Here is a 16,464-nt window from a genome sequence, read left to right on the forward strand (position 1 = left end):
ACGGCACCTGGATACCGGTCTTCGCGGCTTCGCGTGAGGCTCTGTCGACACCAACACTAATTCATTCACGCGAAGAACGCGAAGGGAAGCCGATGGGGTGTTCTCTTGAAAATTACCTCGACCATTTGAGCGGAGTACCGGGCACGCACCGGCGTAAACCATATGATGCTATATCAAAAATAACGATTTTTAGGAGTTAGATTCAAGAATACCCTATTATCCCTTGAGTATAAGGGCTTTGTGATCCTCGCGCGAGGGGGCACGGTGACAAACTCACGCCCCCTTCAGGTACGCCTCCGGGTCGCGCTCGAAGAGCTTCTTGCACCCCGGGGCGCAGAAGTAGTAGGTCTTCCCCTTATACTCGGACGTGAACTTCGCCGTCGCCTCATCGACGTCCATCTTGCATACCGGATCAACTGCCACGTGTACCAACCTCCGACATGATCCCCCTCTTCACCGGCGGTATATATGTCTTGAGCATCAGCGAGAGCGAGACGACCGTCACCGACGAGAGGGCCATCGCGAGGGCCGCATACTCCGGCCGGAAGGTGATGCCGAAGAAGGGGTAGAGCACGCCTGCCGCGAGGGGGATGAGAGCGGCGTTGTAGGCGAACGCCCAGAAGAGGTTCTGCTTGATCCGGCTCATCACCTTCCGGGAGAGTTCTATCGCCGCGACGGCATCAACGAGGTCGTCCCGGACGAGGACGATATCCCCGCTCTCGATCGCGACGTCCGTCCCGCTCCCTATCGCGATCCCGACGTCCGCCTGCGCGAGCGCCGGGGCGTCGTTGATCCCGTCGCCGACGAAGGCCACGACCTCGCCCCGCACCTGGAGGGCCCGGACCTCCTCGGCCTTCGCCTGCGGCAGCACCCCGGCGTGGACGTCATCGATCCCGACCTCGCGGGCGATGGCGTTCGCCGTCCGCTCGTTGTCGCCGGTGATCATCATGACGGAGAGGCCCATCCGTCTCAGTTCCGCGACGGCGGTCCGCGTCGTCGGTTTAAGGGTATCGGCGATGGCGAGGATGCCGGCGAGTTCGCCCCCTATGGCGACGAGGACCGCGGTCTTCCCCACGTCCTGAAACACGGTCACCCGCGTCCTGGCTTTTTCGGGGACGACGATGCCGTGCTCCTCAAGGAACGGCTGGTTCCCGATAAGGACCTCCTCCCCCTCCACGACGGCGCTGACCCCCAGGCCGCCGAAGGTGGTGAACCGCTCAGACACCGGGAGAGCGAGACCCGCGCTCTCCGCCCGCCGGACGACCGCCGCAGCGAGCGGGTGCTGCGAGTTATTCTCGACCGCCGCGGCGACCGAGAGCAGCCGGTCTTCCGGGATCCCGAAGGCGACGACGTCGGTGACGTCGGGTTTCCCCCGGGTGAGCGTCCCGGTCTTGTCGAAGACGATCGCGGTCAGTTTCTCCGAGACCTCGAGCGCCTCGCCGTTCCTTATCAGCAGCCCGAGTTCGGCGCCCCTCCCGATTCCGACGGTCACGGCGGTCGGGGTGGCAAGGCCGAGCGCGCAGGGGCAGGCGACGACCAGGACGGAGATGAGCACCGTGAGCGCAAAGAGGAGCGAGGAGCCGAGCCCCACGTACCAGGCGAGGAAGGCGGCGAACGCTATCAGGAGAATGACCGGGATGAAGTAGGAGACCGCGACGTCGGCGATCCGCTCCACCGGGGGGCGCGAGCCCTGGGCGTCCCGGACGAGGCGGATGATCTGCGACAACACCATATCCTTCCCGATCTTCTCGGCACGGATACGGAGCACGCCGTTCACGTTCAGGGTGCCGCCGACGACCCCGTCGCCCTCCCGCCTGTCGGCCGGGATGGGCTCGCCGGTGATCATCGACTCATCGACGGAACTCTCGCCGCCGACGACCGTCCCGTCCACCGGCACCTTCTCCCCCGGCCGGACCAGGAGGATGTCGCCGACGACGACCGCCTCGACCGGAACCTCGACCTCCCGGCCGTCCCGGATAACCGTCGCTGTCTTCGGCCGCAGGCCGATGAGGTTCTTGATCGCCTCAGACGTCCTTCCCTTCGCCCGGGCCTCGAGATAGCGGCCGAGCGTCAGGAACGCCGCAAGCATCACGGCGGTCTCGTAGAAGTTGAACTCCGGGGTGAGGACGATCTCAAACGTCCCGAGGACGCTCGCGCCGTAGGCGACGCCGATCCCCATCGCGTACATGACGTCCATCGTCAGCGTCCGGTTCCGGAGCGCGGCGGCCGCGGCCTTGAAGATGGGAGCGCTGACGTAGACGAAGACCGGCAGGGTGATGACAAGCATGACGAGGTTCACGGAAACCGGGAGGGCGGAGGCCCCCGGCATACCGAGGAGCATGTAGAAGAAGAGCGGGATGCTCACCGCAAACCCGACGACCATCCGCCGGAACTTGTCCCGGAGGTCTTCCTCGCGCATCCGGGTCTCGACGTCTCCGGTGACCTCCTCCTCGAGGCCGAGATACTGGTAGCCGGCATCCTCGACGGCGGCCCGGAACTCGGATGTCGTGACGAGCGCGGGGCTGTAGACGATCCGAACGCTCTCGGTCGCAAGGTTGACCCGGGCTTCGTAGACCCCGTCGAGATCGCCGAGCGATGCCTCGATCACCTGAGCGCAGGAGGCGCAGACCATCCCGCCGACCCTGACGGTGACTTCGTCCCTTACGACCTGGAAGCCGGCATCGGCGACCGTCCGTTCAAGATCCACGAGGGTTGCCTTCGCCGGGTCGTACTCGACGACGGCGGTCTCGGTTGCGAGGTTGACCCGGGCGTCATAGACGTCGTCCCGGCCCTGGAGAGCGCGTTCTACGTTGAGGGCGCAGGATGCGCAGTGCATCCCGGAGATCTTCAGTTCCGCCCTTCTCTTCTCCTCCGGCATGATACTCTCCTCGCTCTGCGCAGATAAAATACCTGCTCCTGCCCGCCCGGGCTCGTAGAACCGCTCCGGAGAGAGGCCGGATCGCCGTTACAGCGGACGGCAATTTTTATCCACAATATTATTATACTCCCGGCGGATTACATCGTCCCATCCTGAGGTGATTGTGATGCAGAGAAGGGAGATTCCAGCAGGGGAGAAGCAGTACGATATCGAGCATACGGCATCGAGAGAGGACGTCGACAGCCTGATCAGGACGCTGCAGAGCGGCGATCCGACCTCGCGCCGGACCGCCGCCCTCGGCCTCGGCGCGCTCGGGGAGTGGCGGGCGGTGGACCCCCTCATCCGGGCGCTCAACGATCCAATACAGGACGTCCGGGAGGGCGCGGCAAACGCGCTCGTCATGGTCGGAACACCGGCGGTCGAACCACTGATCGCCCTCCTCGACCGGCCCGGAGTCGGGGTGCCACGGGAGCCGACCGGCCATGGCCTCACCCAGATCGACCTCCTCGGCGGGCCCGAGGGGATACCACCCGAGAAGAGGAGGCTCCAGCACGGGAGCGAGATCACCCAGCACGATCTCTTCGGGGGGCCGGCGGATCTCGGGACGAGAAAGAGTCTCCGGCACCGCGAACTCGCCCAGCACGATCTCCTCGGCGGCCCGGAGGACGCAAGGGAGCACGAACGACTCTTCCCCGGAGCGAGGAGGGCCGGCGTCGTGCCGGAAGGGGTTACCCCCGGCACGGCGCTGCGTCGGGCCTACGCCGCCATCATCCTCGGGGAGATCGCCGACCCGCGGGCGGAAGGAGCGCTCGACCGGGCGCTCTCCGACAGCGATCCCCGGGTCCAGAGGGCAGCAGAGGACGGGATGGTGCGGTACCAGCAGAAGCGCGGGATGACCACGCAGGCCCCGCCGGCGCCCCGGTGATGCCGGAGCGACCCACTCATTCCTTTTGGCCGTCGGGAGCATCTTCGGACCTGAAGGGCCCTCGGCGAGGGGTAGAGCCGGGGGTATATATGGGTGAACCTCACATGTTAGACACCTTAGGCGCCCCGGGTGCAGCCATGACCCTGAACTCCAGGCATACCACCTCTTCGGAGTTACTCTGATGTGGGTCTTCACATTCTTGACTGTACAAGAGAGCACGCACCGGGCGTAGACCGACTCCGCGCGTGACGATACGCCGCGTAAGGCGGTCGGCCCGGACAGGCAGCCTCTACCACCCCGGGGAGACCGTCCCCATCGCTCTCTTACGAGTTTTGCCGATGCCGGCGGTTGCCTATCCAGGACAGCGAGCCCGGAGAAGACCCAGGAACACTCTGCCGGGTTCAAGAGAGTTATACCATGACAGCAAACACAACCGAAAACTACGCCTTCTATTACTGTGGCAAGTGCCATCACCGATGGACAGGAGAATCTACCAGCGGATCCGTCAAATGTCCGATATGCCGAAACTACAGCACCATCGGGCGCACGGAACCGAGAAATCGGCGGAGGTAGTGACGGGCGTTGCCTTGATCCCGGGAAGCCACGTGGCTTCCCGGGATCGCACGTCCCTTACCCCCGTTCTCTCTTTTGAAGACTGTCCCCGCCAGAGCAGATCGCCTCTCAGATTCAGGGTTTCCGGACGCCTCCCGAGACTGCCTTACGAAAGTTATTATATTGACCATTTGTCATACACCGGCCACGGAGGCGAAAAGATTGGCACAAGAGAGTCGGTTCAACATCGATCTGCTGAGAGCGGAGAAGGATATCGACGGCCTGGTCAAGGCTCTGCGGAGCGATGACGGCCTGATCCGCCAGCGGGCCGCCCTGGCGCTCGGGGACCTCGCCGGGCTCGAGGCAGTCGGCCCGCTCATCCGGGCGCTCGGCGACCCGGTGACGGCGGTGCGGGAGGCGGCGGTGGACTCGCTCACGCTGCTCGGGAGCCCGGCGGTCGGCCCGCTGATCGAACTCCTCGACAACCCGGAGGCGTCGGGGAGGTACGACGAGTCGGCGGCCGCTGCAGGCCCGGTGACCGTGACCGGCCCCGGAGGCCTGACCTGGGAGATCGAGGCCGGGAGGGATCTCCGGCGGGTCTACGCGGCCGCCATCCTCGGCGAGATCAACGATCCCGCCGCGATCGAGCCCCTTGTCCGGGCAGCCAGGGATGCGAACGACGACGTCCGGTGCCACGCGACCGGAGCCATAGCGAAGTTCGGGAGCAGGGCGGTCGAGCCGCTCGCGGGGCTGCTCGCCGACCCCGACCCCGAGATCCGGATCGTCGCGGCCGGCGTCCTCGGCGATACCGGCGATCCGGGTGCGGTGGAGCCGCTCATCGGGGCGCTCCGGGACAAGAACGACGACGTCCGGGGGGCGGCGGGAGGCGCCCTCATGCGGATGGGCGACGCCGCGGTCGGACCCCTCGCCGCGGCGACGAAGGACGCCGACAGAAACGTCAGGCTCTATGCGGCGGGGGCGCTCAAGTACATCGGCAACCCGCGGGCGATCGAAGCGCTCCAGGAGCTCGCCCGGAACGGGGATACGGAGGAGAGGAGCGTCGCGGAGGATGCGATAGAGGCGATCCGGATGGTCCGGGGCGAGGCCACGCTGTCGGCGCCGACATCGCGGTAGCCCGTCCCACTTTTTTTTGCCGGATCAATCGTAGTCCTTGAACAGCGCCGGGTTCTGTCTCCTGATCCACCAACGGCGGACCAGATAGCCGCCGGCAGCAAGCACCAGGACGGCCCCGGTGACGATAGCGATCGTCGGGAGCGGGAAGTCCGGTATCGTATCGCCGGCCGGTACGGCCGTGGTCTGCTCCGCGGTGGGCTCTGCCGTCGCCTGAGCGGTGGTCTCTGCCGTGGTCGGGGTCGTCACGGCTGTCGGCGTCGTCACCGGATCGGTCTGCTCGGCGCTGCTGATAGCAAAGAGGGAGAATCCGGGGCTCGTTGCCATGAAGGTGACCGTCGTCCCGGCGGTGTCCGTGACCGCCGTCGGGAGCGCTTCCCACACGGTGCCGTTGTAGCGGTAGAGCACGATCTGCCCGGGAGAGAGGCCATGTTCAGCAAGCCACGCGGCCGGGATGGTGAAGGTGATATTCGCGCCGGTGATCTCTTCGAACCGTGCCGGCGTCAGCTCGACGTACTGGTACGGGGTTCCCGGCGCCGGGGGGATGTCGGCTCCGGGGGAGGACTGCGTCCGGCCGGTGACGATGAACGTCTTGAGCCCGGTTCCGGTGACGGTGACCTTGCTCACGGCGGAGTTCCCGCCCACGTTATACCCGTCCGGCCCGCCCGTCGAGCCGCCGCCGCCACCGTTATGGACCGGCCCTGGGATCGGTTCTGGTTCCGTGACCGTGATGTAGTCGGGCATTCGCGTGACGCTGTAACCCTCGCTGTTGTGCGCCTGCAACGTCACCGGGTAGGTGCCCGGGGCGGTATAGGTGTGCGTGGGGTTCTGGAGCGAAGACCCGGTGGGCTGGAGCCGCCAGGTGTCATTCAGGGGGCCGTTATCATCCTGCCCGCCCATGAGCATGATATTCCCGTCAGGCAGCACGACGCCGGTGTGATCGCCTCTTGCCGTCCACCCGGCGTCGCGCAACTGCGTCCAGGTGGCTCCGCCGTCAGCCGACCGCCAGGTGTCGTTCAAGGGGTTCAAATCCCCGTCCTGCCCACCCATGAGTATGATGCTTCGGTCAGGCAGCGCGACGCTGATATGACCGCTTCTCGCCATCCACCCGGAACTCGCATTCACCTCGGTCCATGTTGTGCCGTTATCAATCGACCGCCAGGTGTCGTTCAGGAAGGTCCTGCCTGCCCCTACGCCGCCCATGAGGAGGATGCTCCCGTCCGGCAGTGCGACGCTGGTGTGACCGGATCTCGCCATCCACCCGGAACTCTCGTTCACGCACGTCCATGTGGTTCCGCCGTCGGTCGACCGCCAGGTGTCGTTCAGGCACCACCAGGGTGACGCAAACATGCCACCCATAAGTACAATGCTCCTGTCCGGCATCGTGACGGCGGTGTGACCGTCTCTTCTCGTCCACCCGGAGCTTGCGTTCACGCATGTCCAGGTGGCCCCGCCGTCGACCGACCGCCAGGTGTCGTTCAGAAACCCATCATCACTATGCCCGCCCATAAGGAGGATGCTTCCATCCGGCACCGCGACGCTGGTGTGGTAAATTCTTTCCGTCCACCCGGAACTCGCGTTCACCAGCTCCCAGGTTACGCCGTCGTCGACCGACCGCCAGGTGTCGTTCAGCCAGTCACCACCAGCCTGCCCGCCCATGAGCACGATGCTTCCGTCCGGCAGCGCGACGGTGGCGTGATAGGCTCGCGCCGTCCACCCAGAACTGTTGTTTACTGGCGTCCACGGCCCCTCATATGTCTCATCACCGAAGAACCAGGCCCACCCGGTCGGGCTGCTGTTCGACTGGTCGGTGAACTGTACGGCGAGCGGTGCGGACCCGGAGGTCGGGGTGCCGCTGAACGCTGCAGTAGGCGCCGCGGCACTCACCGTGCAGATAAGCAAGAAAACTACAAGGATCGTGCAGGATAGTATCCGGAGAACGCTCTTCGCGCAACCGTCCATGCGGTTAACTCAGCAAATTTGTACTTAAGGCTGCTGAATTCTCTCTGGCAAGATCCCGGAAAGATCGGTTATTCCCGGCCCCCGAACGGCCCGGAAAAGGATGAGAAACTCGAACTTCCCCGATCAGGGGGAGCTCTGTGCGGGGCGACGCCACATACCGCTAAAAAGAGTGTTCGATTAGCCCCTTCTCCGCACCCTTACCGACTCCGCGTGGGCGTGGAGCCCCTCCGCGTCGGCGATCGTCTCCACCACGTCGCCGATCGCGTCAAGCCCCTCCCGCGTGATCACCTGCACCGTCGAGCGCCGGCAGAAGTGGTTCACGTCGAGACCGGAGTAGAGACTGGCATAGCCCGCCGTCGGGAGGACGTGGTTCGTCCCCGATGCGTAGTCGCCGCAGGCCACCGCCGCGTAGGGGCCGACGAAGATCGACCCGGCGCTCCGGATGCGGTTCAGGACCGCAAGCGGGTCGGCGACCTGGATCGAGAGGTGCTCGGGGGCGACCCCGTTGACGGTCGCAACTGCCTCATCGAGGTCGGCGGCGACGATGTAGCCGGAGTGCTCAAGTGCCTTTGCGATGATATCGCGGCGCTGTGCAGTCGCCGCCATCCGCTTCACCTCGGCGCCGACCGCATCCGCGACGGCCGCGTCGGTCGTCACGAGGACACAGGCGGAGTTCGGGTCGTGCTCGGCCTGGGCGAGGACGTCGGCCGCGACGAACGTCGGGTTCGCCGTCTCGTCCGCGAGGATCGCGATCTCGCTCGGCCCCGCGGGGAAGTCGATCTCGGCCTCGTCCCGCAGAAGCATCTTCGCCGCGGTGACGTAGACGTTCCCCGGACCGACGATCTTCTCCACCCGCGGGATAGACTCCGTTCCGAGCGCCATCGCCGCGATCGCCTGGGCACCACCGACCCGGTAGATCTCGTCGATCCCGGCGATGTCGAGCGCGACGAGGGTGATCGGACTCGTCGGCGGCGGAGTGCAGCAGCAGATCTCAGCGACGCCCGCGACCTTCGCCGGGATCGTGCACATCAGCGCCGTCGAGGGGTATGCCGCCCGCCCGCCGGGGACGTAGGCGCCGATCCGCGACAGTGGCGTCGTCTTGACCCCGAGGGTGATCCCCGGCTCCACCTCCTGCAGCCAGAGGTCGCGACCGCGCTGCAGTTCATGGAACCGGCTGATCCGCTCTTCCGCCTCCACCAGGCTCGCGACGAGCTCTGCGTCCACCTCGTCGTAGGCCGCCTCCCGCTCCTCCTCGGTGACGGCGATCTCTGCCAGGTCGATCCCGTCGAACTTCTTCGTCAGGTCAAGCAGGGCGGCGTCTCCTTCCGCCCGCACCCTCCCGATGATCTCGGAGACCGGTCCCTTCACCCGGTCGAGGTCCGACCGCCGTCCCGCGAGCCAGGTCCCGATATCCAGCGCCTGCCACATGAGGAAGAGGGTCGGCGGGGAGGAGCGTTAAGGTTTCGCCACCCTCCGGGGGAATGCCTCTCCTCCGGAGGGCGGGTGTGCAGAAGAGATTGATATTTTCCACTTTGTAACTAATATAATAACATATAAATATAAATCCCGACTGAGTGCGGGCCCGTATGAGATCGAGAACGTGGGTGCCCCTGGTGGGCATCATGGTAGTGCTGCTTGTCTCCTGTGCCGTCTCCGTTACCGCACAGGAGGCAGCGGATCCGGGTACACTCCGGATAGCAACGACGACGAGCCTCTATGATACGGGGCTTCTCGACGAACTTGAACTGATGTACGAGAACACCTCCGACGTGGACGTGCAGATCACCGCCCAGGGCACCGGCCAGTCGCTCGATACCGCGCGACGCGGCGATGTCGACCTGGTCCTCGTCCATTCGCCGTCGCTTGAGCAGCAGTTCATCGACGAAGGCTACGGCATCAATGAGCGGTGCTTCGCCTACAACAACTTCATCATCGTCGGGCCCGCGTCCGACCCGGCGGGGATCGCGAACATGACCCCGGACGAAGCGTTCAGGGCAATCTACACCGCAGGCACGAACCAGACGCCGGGCGTCTCGTTTGTCTCCCGTGGTGACGATTCCGGGACTCACACCCGGGAGAAGGAGATCTGGGCGGCGGCCGGCTACAACTATACCACCGACATCCAGGACTCCGGGGACTGGTACCTCGAGACCGGGAGCGGCATGGGCGAGACCCTGACCATCACCAACCAGCGGGAAGCCTACACCCTCTCCGACATCGGGACTTACCTCGCCTTCCAGGACCAGTTGAACCTCGTGCAGCTGGTGACGGAGGGTGACGAGCTCATGAACCGCTACAGCGCAATCGCGGTCAACCCCGAGATGGCGCAGGGCGTCAATATCGATGAGGCGAACCGGTTCATCGACTGGATCACCACGAACGAGACCAAGGAGTTCATCGGGAACTTCGGCGTCGAGGAGTTCGGCCAGCCGCTCTTTACCCCACTGTACGCTCCCGAATGCACGGAACCGCCGTTCAACTGCACCACCTGCTCATCAGGAGAGACGAACACTACGGCGTGACGCGGGATACAGGCTCCCGTCACCGGTCTTCATCCGCCGGGCGGGGGAACTCATCCCCCAACCTTCTGCGGCCGCCCGGCCCCGGCGAACCCTCCGGCTTCCCCCGTAGTTGATCGAAATTCATTGACCCCACGGAAGAGATAACTATTTATGGGTGAGCTGCGTGCTAACGCGCTGTTATGAAGACGAACGTTGCCATTCTATCAACTCTCGCCATCGCGATCCTGCTCATTCTCGCCGCCTGTGCAGGATGCACGGGGACGGCGCCGGACGGGAACGCGACACCGAGTGCCACGACCGCTCCCGCCGGTGGGGCGAACCTCGTGCGGATCGCCACCACGACGAGCCTTGAGAACACCGGGCTCCTCGCGGAGCTCGAACGGGTCTATGAGAACGAGACCGGGGTCGACCTCCAGTTCATCTCCCAGGGCACCGGGCAGTCCATCGACTCCGGGAGGCGCGGCGACGTCGACCTGGTCCTCGTCCACGCCCCGGATCTTGAACAGCAGTTCATCGACGACGGCTTCGGGATCAACCCGCGGTGCATCGCCTACAACTACTTCATCATCGTCGGCCCCGAATCCGACCCGGCGGGGATCGCGAACATGAGCCCGATGGAGGCCTTCCAGGCGATCTATACCGCCGGCACGAACCAGACGCCAGGCGTCGCCTTCGTCTCCCGCGGCGACAACTCGGGCACCCACTCCCAGGAGAAGACGCTCTGGAAGGAGGCGGGCTACAACTACACGACCGATATCCTGGACTCCGGTGCCTGGTACGTCGAGGCCGGCAAGGGCATGGGCGACACCCTGATCCTCGCAAACGAGCAGCAGGCATACACGCTCTCCGATGAGGGAACCTATCTCTCGTTCGCAGACAGGCTCACCCTGGTCCCGGTCGTCGCCGAGGGCGCGGAACTCCTCAACCGCTACAGCGCGATCGCCGTCAACCCTGAAAAGCACGCGGGCGTGAACGCACAGGGGGCAGCGGACTTCATCAACTGGCTTACCACGAACGAGACGAAGCAGATGATCGGGGAGTTCGGCACCGAGGAGTTCGGTAAACCGCTCTTCACGCCACTCTACGCGCCCGAGTGCACCGAGCCACCGTTCAACTGCACCTGCGCGGAGCCGGTGACGCCGTAAGTCTCAGGAGCAGGATGGAGAGCGAGGTGACGGGGAGCCGGGAGGGTGAGTTCGCATGGTGAACGGGAACCCGATCATCGAGGGGTTCATCGAGGCGATCGAACTCATCATCGCCCTCGACCCCCAGGTGGTGGAGATTACCATCCGCTCGCTCTACGTCTCTCTCACCGCCACCTTCTTCGCGGCGCTGATCGCGCTTCCCATCGGCGCGTTCATCTACTTCTACGACTTCCGGGGGAAGCACGCGGTCGTCTCCCTCCTGCAGACTCTCTACGCCCTCCCGACAGTCATCGTGGGCCTGGTCATGTTCCTGATGCTCTCGAACATCGGCCCCTTCGGATTCCTCCGCCTCCTCTACACCCCCGGGGGCATGATCGTCACCCAGACGGTCCTGATCATACCCCTTCTGATGGGGCTGACGGTCTCGGCGCTCTCCGGGATCGACCGGGACAAGCGCTACACGATCACCGCCCTCGGTGCGAGCAGGCTCCAGACGATCATGACGATCATATCGGAGGCCCGGTTCGCGGTCATGGCCGGCGTCCTCCTGGGGTTCGGGCGGGCCATCGCTGAGGTGGGGTCGGTGATGATCGTCGGCGGGAACATCCGGGGCGCCACCCGCGTCCTCACCACGGCGATCACGCTCAACACGTCGATGGCGAACTACTCCCTCTCGATCGCACTCGGGATCATCCTCCTCTCGGTGGCGCTCGGGGTGAATATCGCGCTCTCCCTGGTGCAGAGGAGGTGATGGGATGGCGATCATAGAGGCACACGGCATACGGAAGTCCTACGGCAGCCTTCTCGCCCTGCACGACGTCGATCTCACGGTCGGAGAGGGGGAGATCCTGGCGCTCATCGGACCGAGCGGCTCCGGGAAGAGCACGCTTCTCCGCGTCCTCGACCTGATAGAGCCGGCAGACGAGGGAAGACTCTCGGTCTTCGGCATCGAAGTGGCCAGCGAGCGCGGCAGCTGGCTCGACCTCCGCCGCCGGATGGGGATGCTCTTTCAGAGGCCGATCGTCTTCAACGCGTCCGTCTACGACAACGTCGCGATGGGGCTCCGATACCGGCGGGCCTCCGGCGAGGAGATCGACCGGAGGGTGAAGGAAGCCCTCGAAGCCGTCGGACTCTCCCGCTACATCAAGAGCCGGGCGACCGACCTCTCCGGCGGTGAGCAGCAGCGGGTGGCGCTCTCAAGGGTGCTCGTGACCGACCCCGAGATCCTCTTCCTGGACGAACCGACCGCGAACCTGGACCCGACGTCGACCGCCACCATCGAGGAGATCGTGATGCGGCTCAACCGCGAGGCCGGGATGACCGTCCTCATAAGCACCCACGACCTCGCGCAGGGGCAGCGGCTCGCCCACCGGGTCGGGGTGATGATCGAGGGGACGATCGCCCAGACGGGAGCCTCCAGCGATGTATTCCGCGCACCGAAGGACCGGAGGATCGCCCGGTTCGTGGGCGTCCAGAACATCATCCCCGGCCGGGTCGTCTCCCGGACCGAGGGGCTCACCACGGTGGAGGCGGGCGGGAGGCAGATCCTCTCGGCGACCCCGCCGCCCGCCGACGAAGTCGAGATAGTCATCCGGGGCGAAGACGTCTCCCTGCACCGGAGGGAACCCATGCACGAGGAGGCGGAGAACCTCTTCCCGGCCATGGTCACCCGTATCGAACCTGCGGCGCCGTTTGTCAACGTGACCATCAGTTGCGGGTGCGATCTCGTCGCGCTCGTGACGGCGAGACGGGGGGATGCCCTCGGACTTCGTGAGGGGATGGGGGTCTGGATCTCCCTCCAGGCGAAGGCGGTTCACCTCATCCCCCTGACCGGACACTGAACAGGTATCAGGGCACCTTCCCGAGGCAAATACACTGAATTATCCCAAAATATTAACATATTTACTTTAATTTCTTGCAGGAAAGGATAGTTTTAACAATCGATTGCCCTAAAAAGTTATTTCATGAAAAAATCGAATTTAATGGCTTTTATCGCCCTCATCGTCGCTGTCGCGGTCCTGTTCTGCGGCTGCACGGGGACGACCGACGACCAGACGACGACCCCCACGCCGACGGCAACCGCCGCCGAAGACGTCCAGGTGAAGATCTTCCACGCCGGAAGCCTGACCGGACCGTTTGAGAAGGTGAAAGCAGAGTTCGAAGTTGAACATCCCGGCGTCACCGTGCTCCTCGAGCCCGCCGGCAGTGTCGACTGCATCAAGAAGATCACCGAGAACGGCAAACCCGCCGACGTCCTCGCCTCCGCCGACTACGCCCTCATCCCGGAGATGATGCTGCCCGATCACGCCGACTGGTACCTGACGTTTGCGAAGAACCGGATGGTGCTCACCTACACGAACGAGAGTAAGTACGCCGACGAGATTACCGCCGAGAACTGGTACGAGGTCCTCGACCGCGACGGCGTCCGGTGGGGCTTCTCCGACCCGAACTCCGATCCCTGCGGCTACCGCACCCCGATGGTGATCCAGCTCGCCGAGGCTTACTATGAAGACGACCAGATCTTCGAGACCCTTGTCAGCGAGCACAGCGCGATCACCGTCACCGAAGAGAACGGCACCTACACGATCCACGCCGCCGACCCGAAGCCCGACAGCACCACCCTGACGATCCGGCCTAAGAGCGTCGAGTTAGTCCAGATGGTTCAGGCCGGCGGACTTGACTACGCCTGGGAGTACCGGAGCGTTGCCGTCCAGAACGACCTTCAGTTCATCGAGCTCCCCGAGGAGATCGACCTCTCGGCCGTCGCATTTGCGGATAACTACGCGACCGTCCAGACCGAGGCGAAGAAGGGCGACGGCACGACGCTCTACGTGGGCTCGCCGATCGTCTACGGCGTGACCGTCCCGAAGATCGCGGAGCACCCCGACCTCGGCGTTGCGTTCGTCGAAATGTTGATCGGCGCTACCGGCCAGGAGATCCTCGAGCGCGACGGCCAGCCCCCGATCGTCCCCGCGGACGGTTACGGCACCGTTCCGGCCGAGCTCCAGTCGCTCGTTACGGTCAACCCCTGACCTCTCTCTTTTTCCCAAAACAGGCTTTCTGTGAAGCGTGCATAACCAGTACAACACGATCACGAAGATGAAGACCGAAACGCTCTCAACCGAACCCCTCCCGGCAGGCGAGGAGGCGAACGTTACCCGCTGGAACGAGTATCGGGGGCGGTATCTCGATTGGTGCATCGTCGGGTTCTGCATTATGGGCGCGGCGATCGTCGGGATAACGGTGCTTGCCATCGCCAACATCACGATGACGGAACTCGCCGACCCGGCCCATCTCCTCAAGGTCGCAGCGTCATCGGAGGTGATCGGGTCTATCCTCCTCACGTTCGGCGCGGGGGCGAGCGCCGTCCTCCTCCTTATCCTCTTCGGGACACCGCTTGCCTACGTTCTCGCCCGGGCCCGCCCCTCCCGGCTCAAGGGTGCCGTCGAGAGCATCGTCGACATCCCGCTCATCCTGCCGCACACGGTGGCGGGCCTGCTCGTCTACCTCCTCTTCATGCGCCGGGGATGGCTCGGCGCGCCGCTCTCGGAGATCGGGCTTGCGTTCGAGGACGCGCTCCCGGGGACGATCGTCGCGATGCTCTTCGTCGCCTCGCCGTTCTACGTCAACTCCATGCGGGAAGGGTTTGAGAAGGTGCCGGTCCACCTGGAGAACGTCGCCCGCACGCTCGGGGCGGGCACCTTCACGGCGTTCTGGACGGTCACCCTCCCCTTAAGCCTCCGGCACATGTACAGCGGGGCCATCCTCGCCTGGGGGAGGGCGATCGGCGAGTTCGCCGGCGTCATCATGATCGCCTACTACCCGTTCATCGTATCGACGCTGATCTACTACTCATTCACGACGGACGGCATCCACACGAGCAGGAGCATCGCGTTTACGGTCATCCTGGTCAGTTTCGGAGTATTCTACCTCCTGCGAAGGATGACCCGGTACTTAGGGAGGTACGATGATAGAGTTTGACCGTGTATCGCTCACACTCGGCTCGTTCCGCTTAAACGACGTCAGCCTGAGGATCGGGAAGGGCGACTACTACTTCATCGTCGGGCCGTCGGGGGCGGGAAAGACGGTGCTCCTCGAAGCGATCGCCGGGCTTCACCGGCCGGAGAGTGGCCGCGTCCTCCTCCGGGGCGAAGAGATCACCGCCCTCCCCCCGGAGATGCGGAAGGTCGCCCTCGTCTACCAGGACTACTCGCTCTTCCCGAACATGCGGGTCATCGAGAACGTTTCCTATGGTCTCCGGGTGCAGGGGATGCGGAAGAAGGAGGCCCGGGCCGAGGTCGCCCCTCTCCTCGAACGGTTCGGGATCGCTCACCTTGCGGACCGCTACCCGGGGACGCTCTCCGGCGGGGAGCAGCAGCGGGTGGCGCTTGCACGGGCCGTCGCGGTGAAACCCGACATCCTCCTCCTCGACGAACCGCTCTCGGCCCTCGATCCCATCACGCAGGAGAAGTTCATCGCCGACCTCAAGCGGCTTCACCGGGAGGACGGGCTCACCGTCGTCCAGGTGAGCCATTCGCGCCGGGAGGCGCATCTCCTCGCCACCCGGATGGCGGTGATCATCGACGGGGCGCTCGTGGACGAGGGAGAGGCCGGTGTCGTGCTGAACGCGCCGAGGAGCCGGGAGGTCGCGTCGTTCGTCGGGATCGAGAACATCCTGGACGGAACGGTGACGGCAAACGAGGATGGGCTCGCGACGGTGGACGTCGGCGGACTGGTCTTCGAGGCGGTGACGGACGCCGCCGCGGGTGAGGAGGTCACGCTCTGCATCCGGGCCGACGACGTCGTCCTCGCCGTCGGGAATGACCGGCGCACCAGCGCCCGAAACAGGATGTCCGGGACGGTCGTCTCGGTCGCGGAGAACGGTCCCGTCGCCGAGGTGCGGGTTGACGCGGGCGTCATGCTCACCGCGGTCCTGACCCGGCGGTCGGTGCAGGAACTCGGCCTCGTTCCGGGAACCCCCCTCACCCTCTCCGTGAAGGCGACGGCGATCCATGTCATCCATTCTTTTTCTTGAGCGAGAGGGTGAGCCCGACCAGAACGGCTGTCGCGGCGTTCGCCGCAACGATGGCAGGATCCCCTCTCACCACCCCGTAGGCAAGCCAGAGCAGAACGCCAGCGAGGAGGACGACGAGCATACCAAGCGAGAGGTCGCCGGTCGAGCGCGTGCGCCACGCCCGGACGGCCTGCGGCGCGAACGAGAGTGTCGTGAGCGTGCCGGCGAGAAGGCCGAGTGCGGTGACGGTGTCCATCTTTGCCCGGGTCTTACGCCGGATGAGATAAACCCTGGTCAGATCCTTCGCGCTCTTCGCGTGAGGCTGTACCGCTACC

Annotated in this window: 14 protein-coding genes; 9 read left to right on the forward strand and 5 right to left on the reverse strand. The window is 64.9% G+C overall.

Translation table 11 applies throughout. The features are described 5' to 3' along the window. Positions 1 to 273: 273 nt before the first annotated feature. Positions 274 to 423, reverse strand: coding sequence for a YHS domain-containing protein (locus FKB36_RS04495; protein ID WP_074368634.1), 150 nt, complete (start codon positions 421 to 423; stop codon positions 274 to 276). Further along, positions 413 to 2,878: a heavy metal translocating P-type ATPase gene (locus FKB36_RS04500; RefSeq protein WP_261596837.1), complete on the reverse strand. Its 2,466-nt coding sequence runs from the start codon at positions 2,876 to 2,878 to the stop codon at positions 413 to 415. Before FKB36_RS04500 ends, FKB36_RS04495 begins: the two co-directional genes overlap by 11 nt. Before the next feature lie 166 nt (positions 2,879 to 3,044). On the opposite strand from FKB36_RS04500, the gene FKB36_RS04505 reads away from it, so the two are divergent. Further along, positions 3,045 to 3,803, forward strand: coding sequence for a HEAT repeat domain-containing protein (locus FKB36_RS04505; protein WP_261596838.1), 759 nt, complete (start codon positions 3,045 to 3,047; stop codon positions 3,801 to 3,803). A gap of 774 nt (positions 3,804 to 4,577) precedes the next feature. Beyond that, on the forward strand, positions 4,578 to 5,489 hold the full coding sequence (locus FKB36_RS04510) for a HEAT repeat domain-containing protein (RefSeq protein ID WP_261596839.1): 912 nt from the start codon (positions 4,578 to 4,580) through the stop codon (positions 5,487 to 5,489). A gap of 24 nt (positions 5,490 to 5,513) precedes the next feature. Here the strand turns inward: FKB36_RS04510 and FKB36_RS04515 are convergent, their stop codons facing one another. Together FKB36_RS04515 and hisD are read right to left on the reverse strand one after the other, a co-directional pair. Next, positions 5,514 to 7,448, reverse strand: coding sequence for a kelch repeat-containing protein (locus FKB36_RS04515; RefSeq protein WP_261596840.1), 1,935 nt, complete (start codon positions 7,446 to 7,448; stop codon positions 5,514 to 5,516). Between the two features lie 177 nt (positions 7,449 to 7,625). Beyond that, positions 7,626 to 8,876, reverse strand: coding sequence for a histidinol dehydrogenase (hisD, locus tag FKB36_RS04520; protein ID WP_261596841.1), 1,251 nt, complete (start codon positions 8,874 to 8,876; stop codon positions 7,626 to 7,628). 158 nt (positions 8,877 to 9,034) lie between these two features. On the opposite strand from hisD, the gene FKB36_RS04525 reads away from it, so the two are divergent. The 7 genes from FKB36_RS04525 (at position 9,035) to FKB36_RS04555 (ending at position 16,150) form a co-directional block, all read left to right on the forward strand. Beyond that, positions 9,035 to 9,970, forward strand: coding sequence for a substrate-binding domain-containing protein (locus tag FKB36_RS04525; protein ID WP_261596842.1), 936 nt, complete (start codon positions 9,035 to 9,037; stop codon positions 9,968 to 9,970). 179 nt (positions 9,971 to 10,149) lie between these two features. After that, on the forward strand, positions 10,150 to 11,115 hold the full coding sequence (locus FKB36_RS04530) for a substrate-binding domain-containing protein (protein WP_261596843.1): 966 nt from the start codon (positions 10,150 to 10,152) through the stop codon (positions 11,113 to 11,115). Between the two features lie 55 nt (positions 11,116 to 11,170). Continuing rightward, complete coding sequence (locus FKB36_RS04535; RefSeq protein WP_261596844.1) at positions 11,171 to 11,866, forward strand: ABC transporter permease; 696 nt, start codon at positions 11,171 to 11,173, stop codon at positions 11,864 to 11,866. Between the two features lie 4 nt (positions 11,867 to 11,870). Next, positions 11,871 to 12,956, forward strand: a complete 1,086-nt coding sequence (locus FKB36_RS04540; protein WP_261596845.1) for an ABC transporter ATP-binding protein — start codon at positions 11,871 to 11,873, stop codon at positions 12,954 to 12,956. A gap of 123 nt (positions 12,957 to 13,079) precedes the next feature. Then, on the forward strand, positions 13,080 to 14,147 hold the full coding sequence (gene wtpA, locus FKB36_RS04545; protein WP_261596846.1) for a tungstate ABC transporter substrate-binding protein WtpA: 1,068 nt from the start codon (positions 13,080 to 13,082) through the stop codon (positions 14,145 to 14,147). Positions 14,148 to 14,184: 37 nt separating this feature from the next. Then, entirely contained in the window at positions 14,185 to 15,096 is a 912-nt protein-coding gene (locus tag FKB36_RS04550; RefSeq protein ID WP_261596847.1) for an ABC transporter permease, read from the forward strand. Further along, the gene (locus FKB36_RS04555; RefSeq protein WP_261596848.1) at positions 15,083 to 16,150 is read left to right on the forward strand and encodes an ABC transporter ATP-binding protein; all 1,068 of its coding nucleotides are present in this window, start codon (positions 15,083 to 15,085) and stop codon (positions 16,148 to 16,150) included. The genes FKB36_RS04550 and FKB36_RS04555 overlap by 14 nt, the downstream gene beginning before the upstream one ends. Here FKB36_RS04555 and FKB36_RS04560 read toward each other — a convergent pair. Then, the gene (locus tag FKB36_RS04560) at positions 16,131 to 16,385 is read right to left on the reverse strand and encodes a SemiSWEET family sugar transporter (protein ID WP_261596849.1); all 255 of its coding nucleotides are present in this window, start codon (positions 16,383 to 16,385) and stop codon (positions 16,131 to 16,133) included. The genes FKB36_RS04555 and FKB36_RS04560 overlap by 20 nt on opposite strands. Between the last annotated feature and the right edge of the window lie 79 nt (positions 16,386 to 16,464).

This window comes from Methanoculleus formosensis (genome assembly GCF_025384765.1).
Taxonomy (GTDB): Archaea; Halobacteriota; Methanomicrobia; order Methanomicrobiales; family Methanoculleaceae; genus Methanoculleus; species Methanoculleus formosensis.

Excerpts from the sequence above, each read along its gene's own strand:
- FKB36_RS04500 (WP_261596837.1), bottom strand. The coding sequence starts at position 2,878 with ATGCCGGAGGAGAAGAGAAGGGCGGAACTGAAGATCTCCGGGATGCAC.
- FKB36_RS04505 (WP_261596838.1), top strand. The coding sequence starts at position 3,045 with ATGCAGAGAAGGGAGATTCCAGCAGGGGAGAAGCAGTACGATATCGAG.
- FKB36_RS04515 (WP_261596840.1), bottom strand. The coding sequence starts at position 7,448 with ATGGACGGTTGCGCGAAGAGCGTTCTCCGGATACTATCCTGCACGATC.
- hisD (WP_261596841.1), bottom strand. The coding sequence starts at position 8,876 with ATGTGGCAGGCGCTGGATATCGGGACCTGGCTCGCGGGACGGCGGTCG.
- FKB36_RS04525 (WP_261596842.1), top strand. The coding sequence starts at position 9,035 with ATGAGATCGAGAACGTGGGTGCCCCTGGTGGGCATCATGGTAGTGCTG.
- FKB36_RS04530 (WP_261596843.1), top strand. The coding sequence starts at position 10,150 with ATGAAGACGAACGTTGCCATTCTATCAACTCTCGCCATCGCGATCCTG.
- FKB36_RS04535 (WP_261596844.1), top strand. The coding sequence starts at position 11,171 with ATGGTGAACGGGAACCCGATCATCGAGGGGTTCATCGAGGCGATCGAA.
- FKB36_RS04540 (WP_261596845.1), top strand. The coding sequence starts at position 11,871 with ATGGCGATCATAGAGGCACACGGCATACGGAAGTCCTACGGCAGCCTT.
- wtpA (WP_261596846.1), top strand. The coding sequence starts at position 13,080 with ATGAAAAAATCGAATTTAATGGCTTTTATCGCCCTCATCGTCGCTGTC.
- FKB36_RS04555 (WP_261596848.1), top strand. The coding sequence starts at position 15,083 with ATGATAGAGTTTGACCGTGTATCGCTCACACTCGGCTCGTTCCGCTTA.
- FKB36_RS04560 (WP_261596849.1), bottom strand. The coding sequence starts at position 16,385 with ATGGACACCGTCACCGCACTCGGCCTTCTCGCCGGCACGCTCACGACA.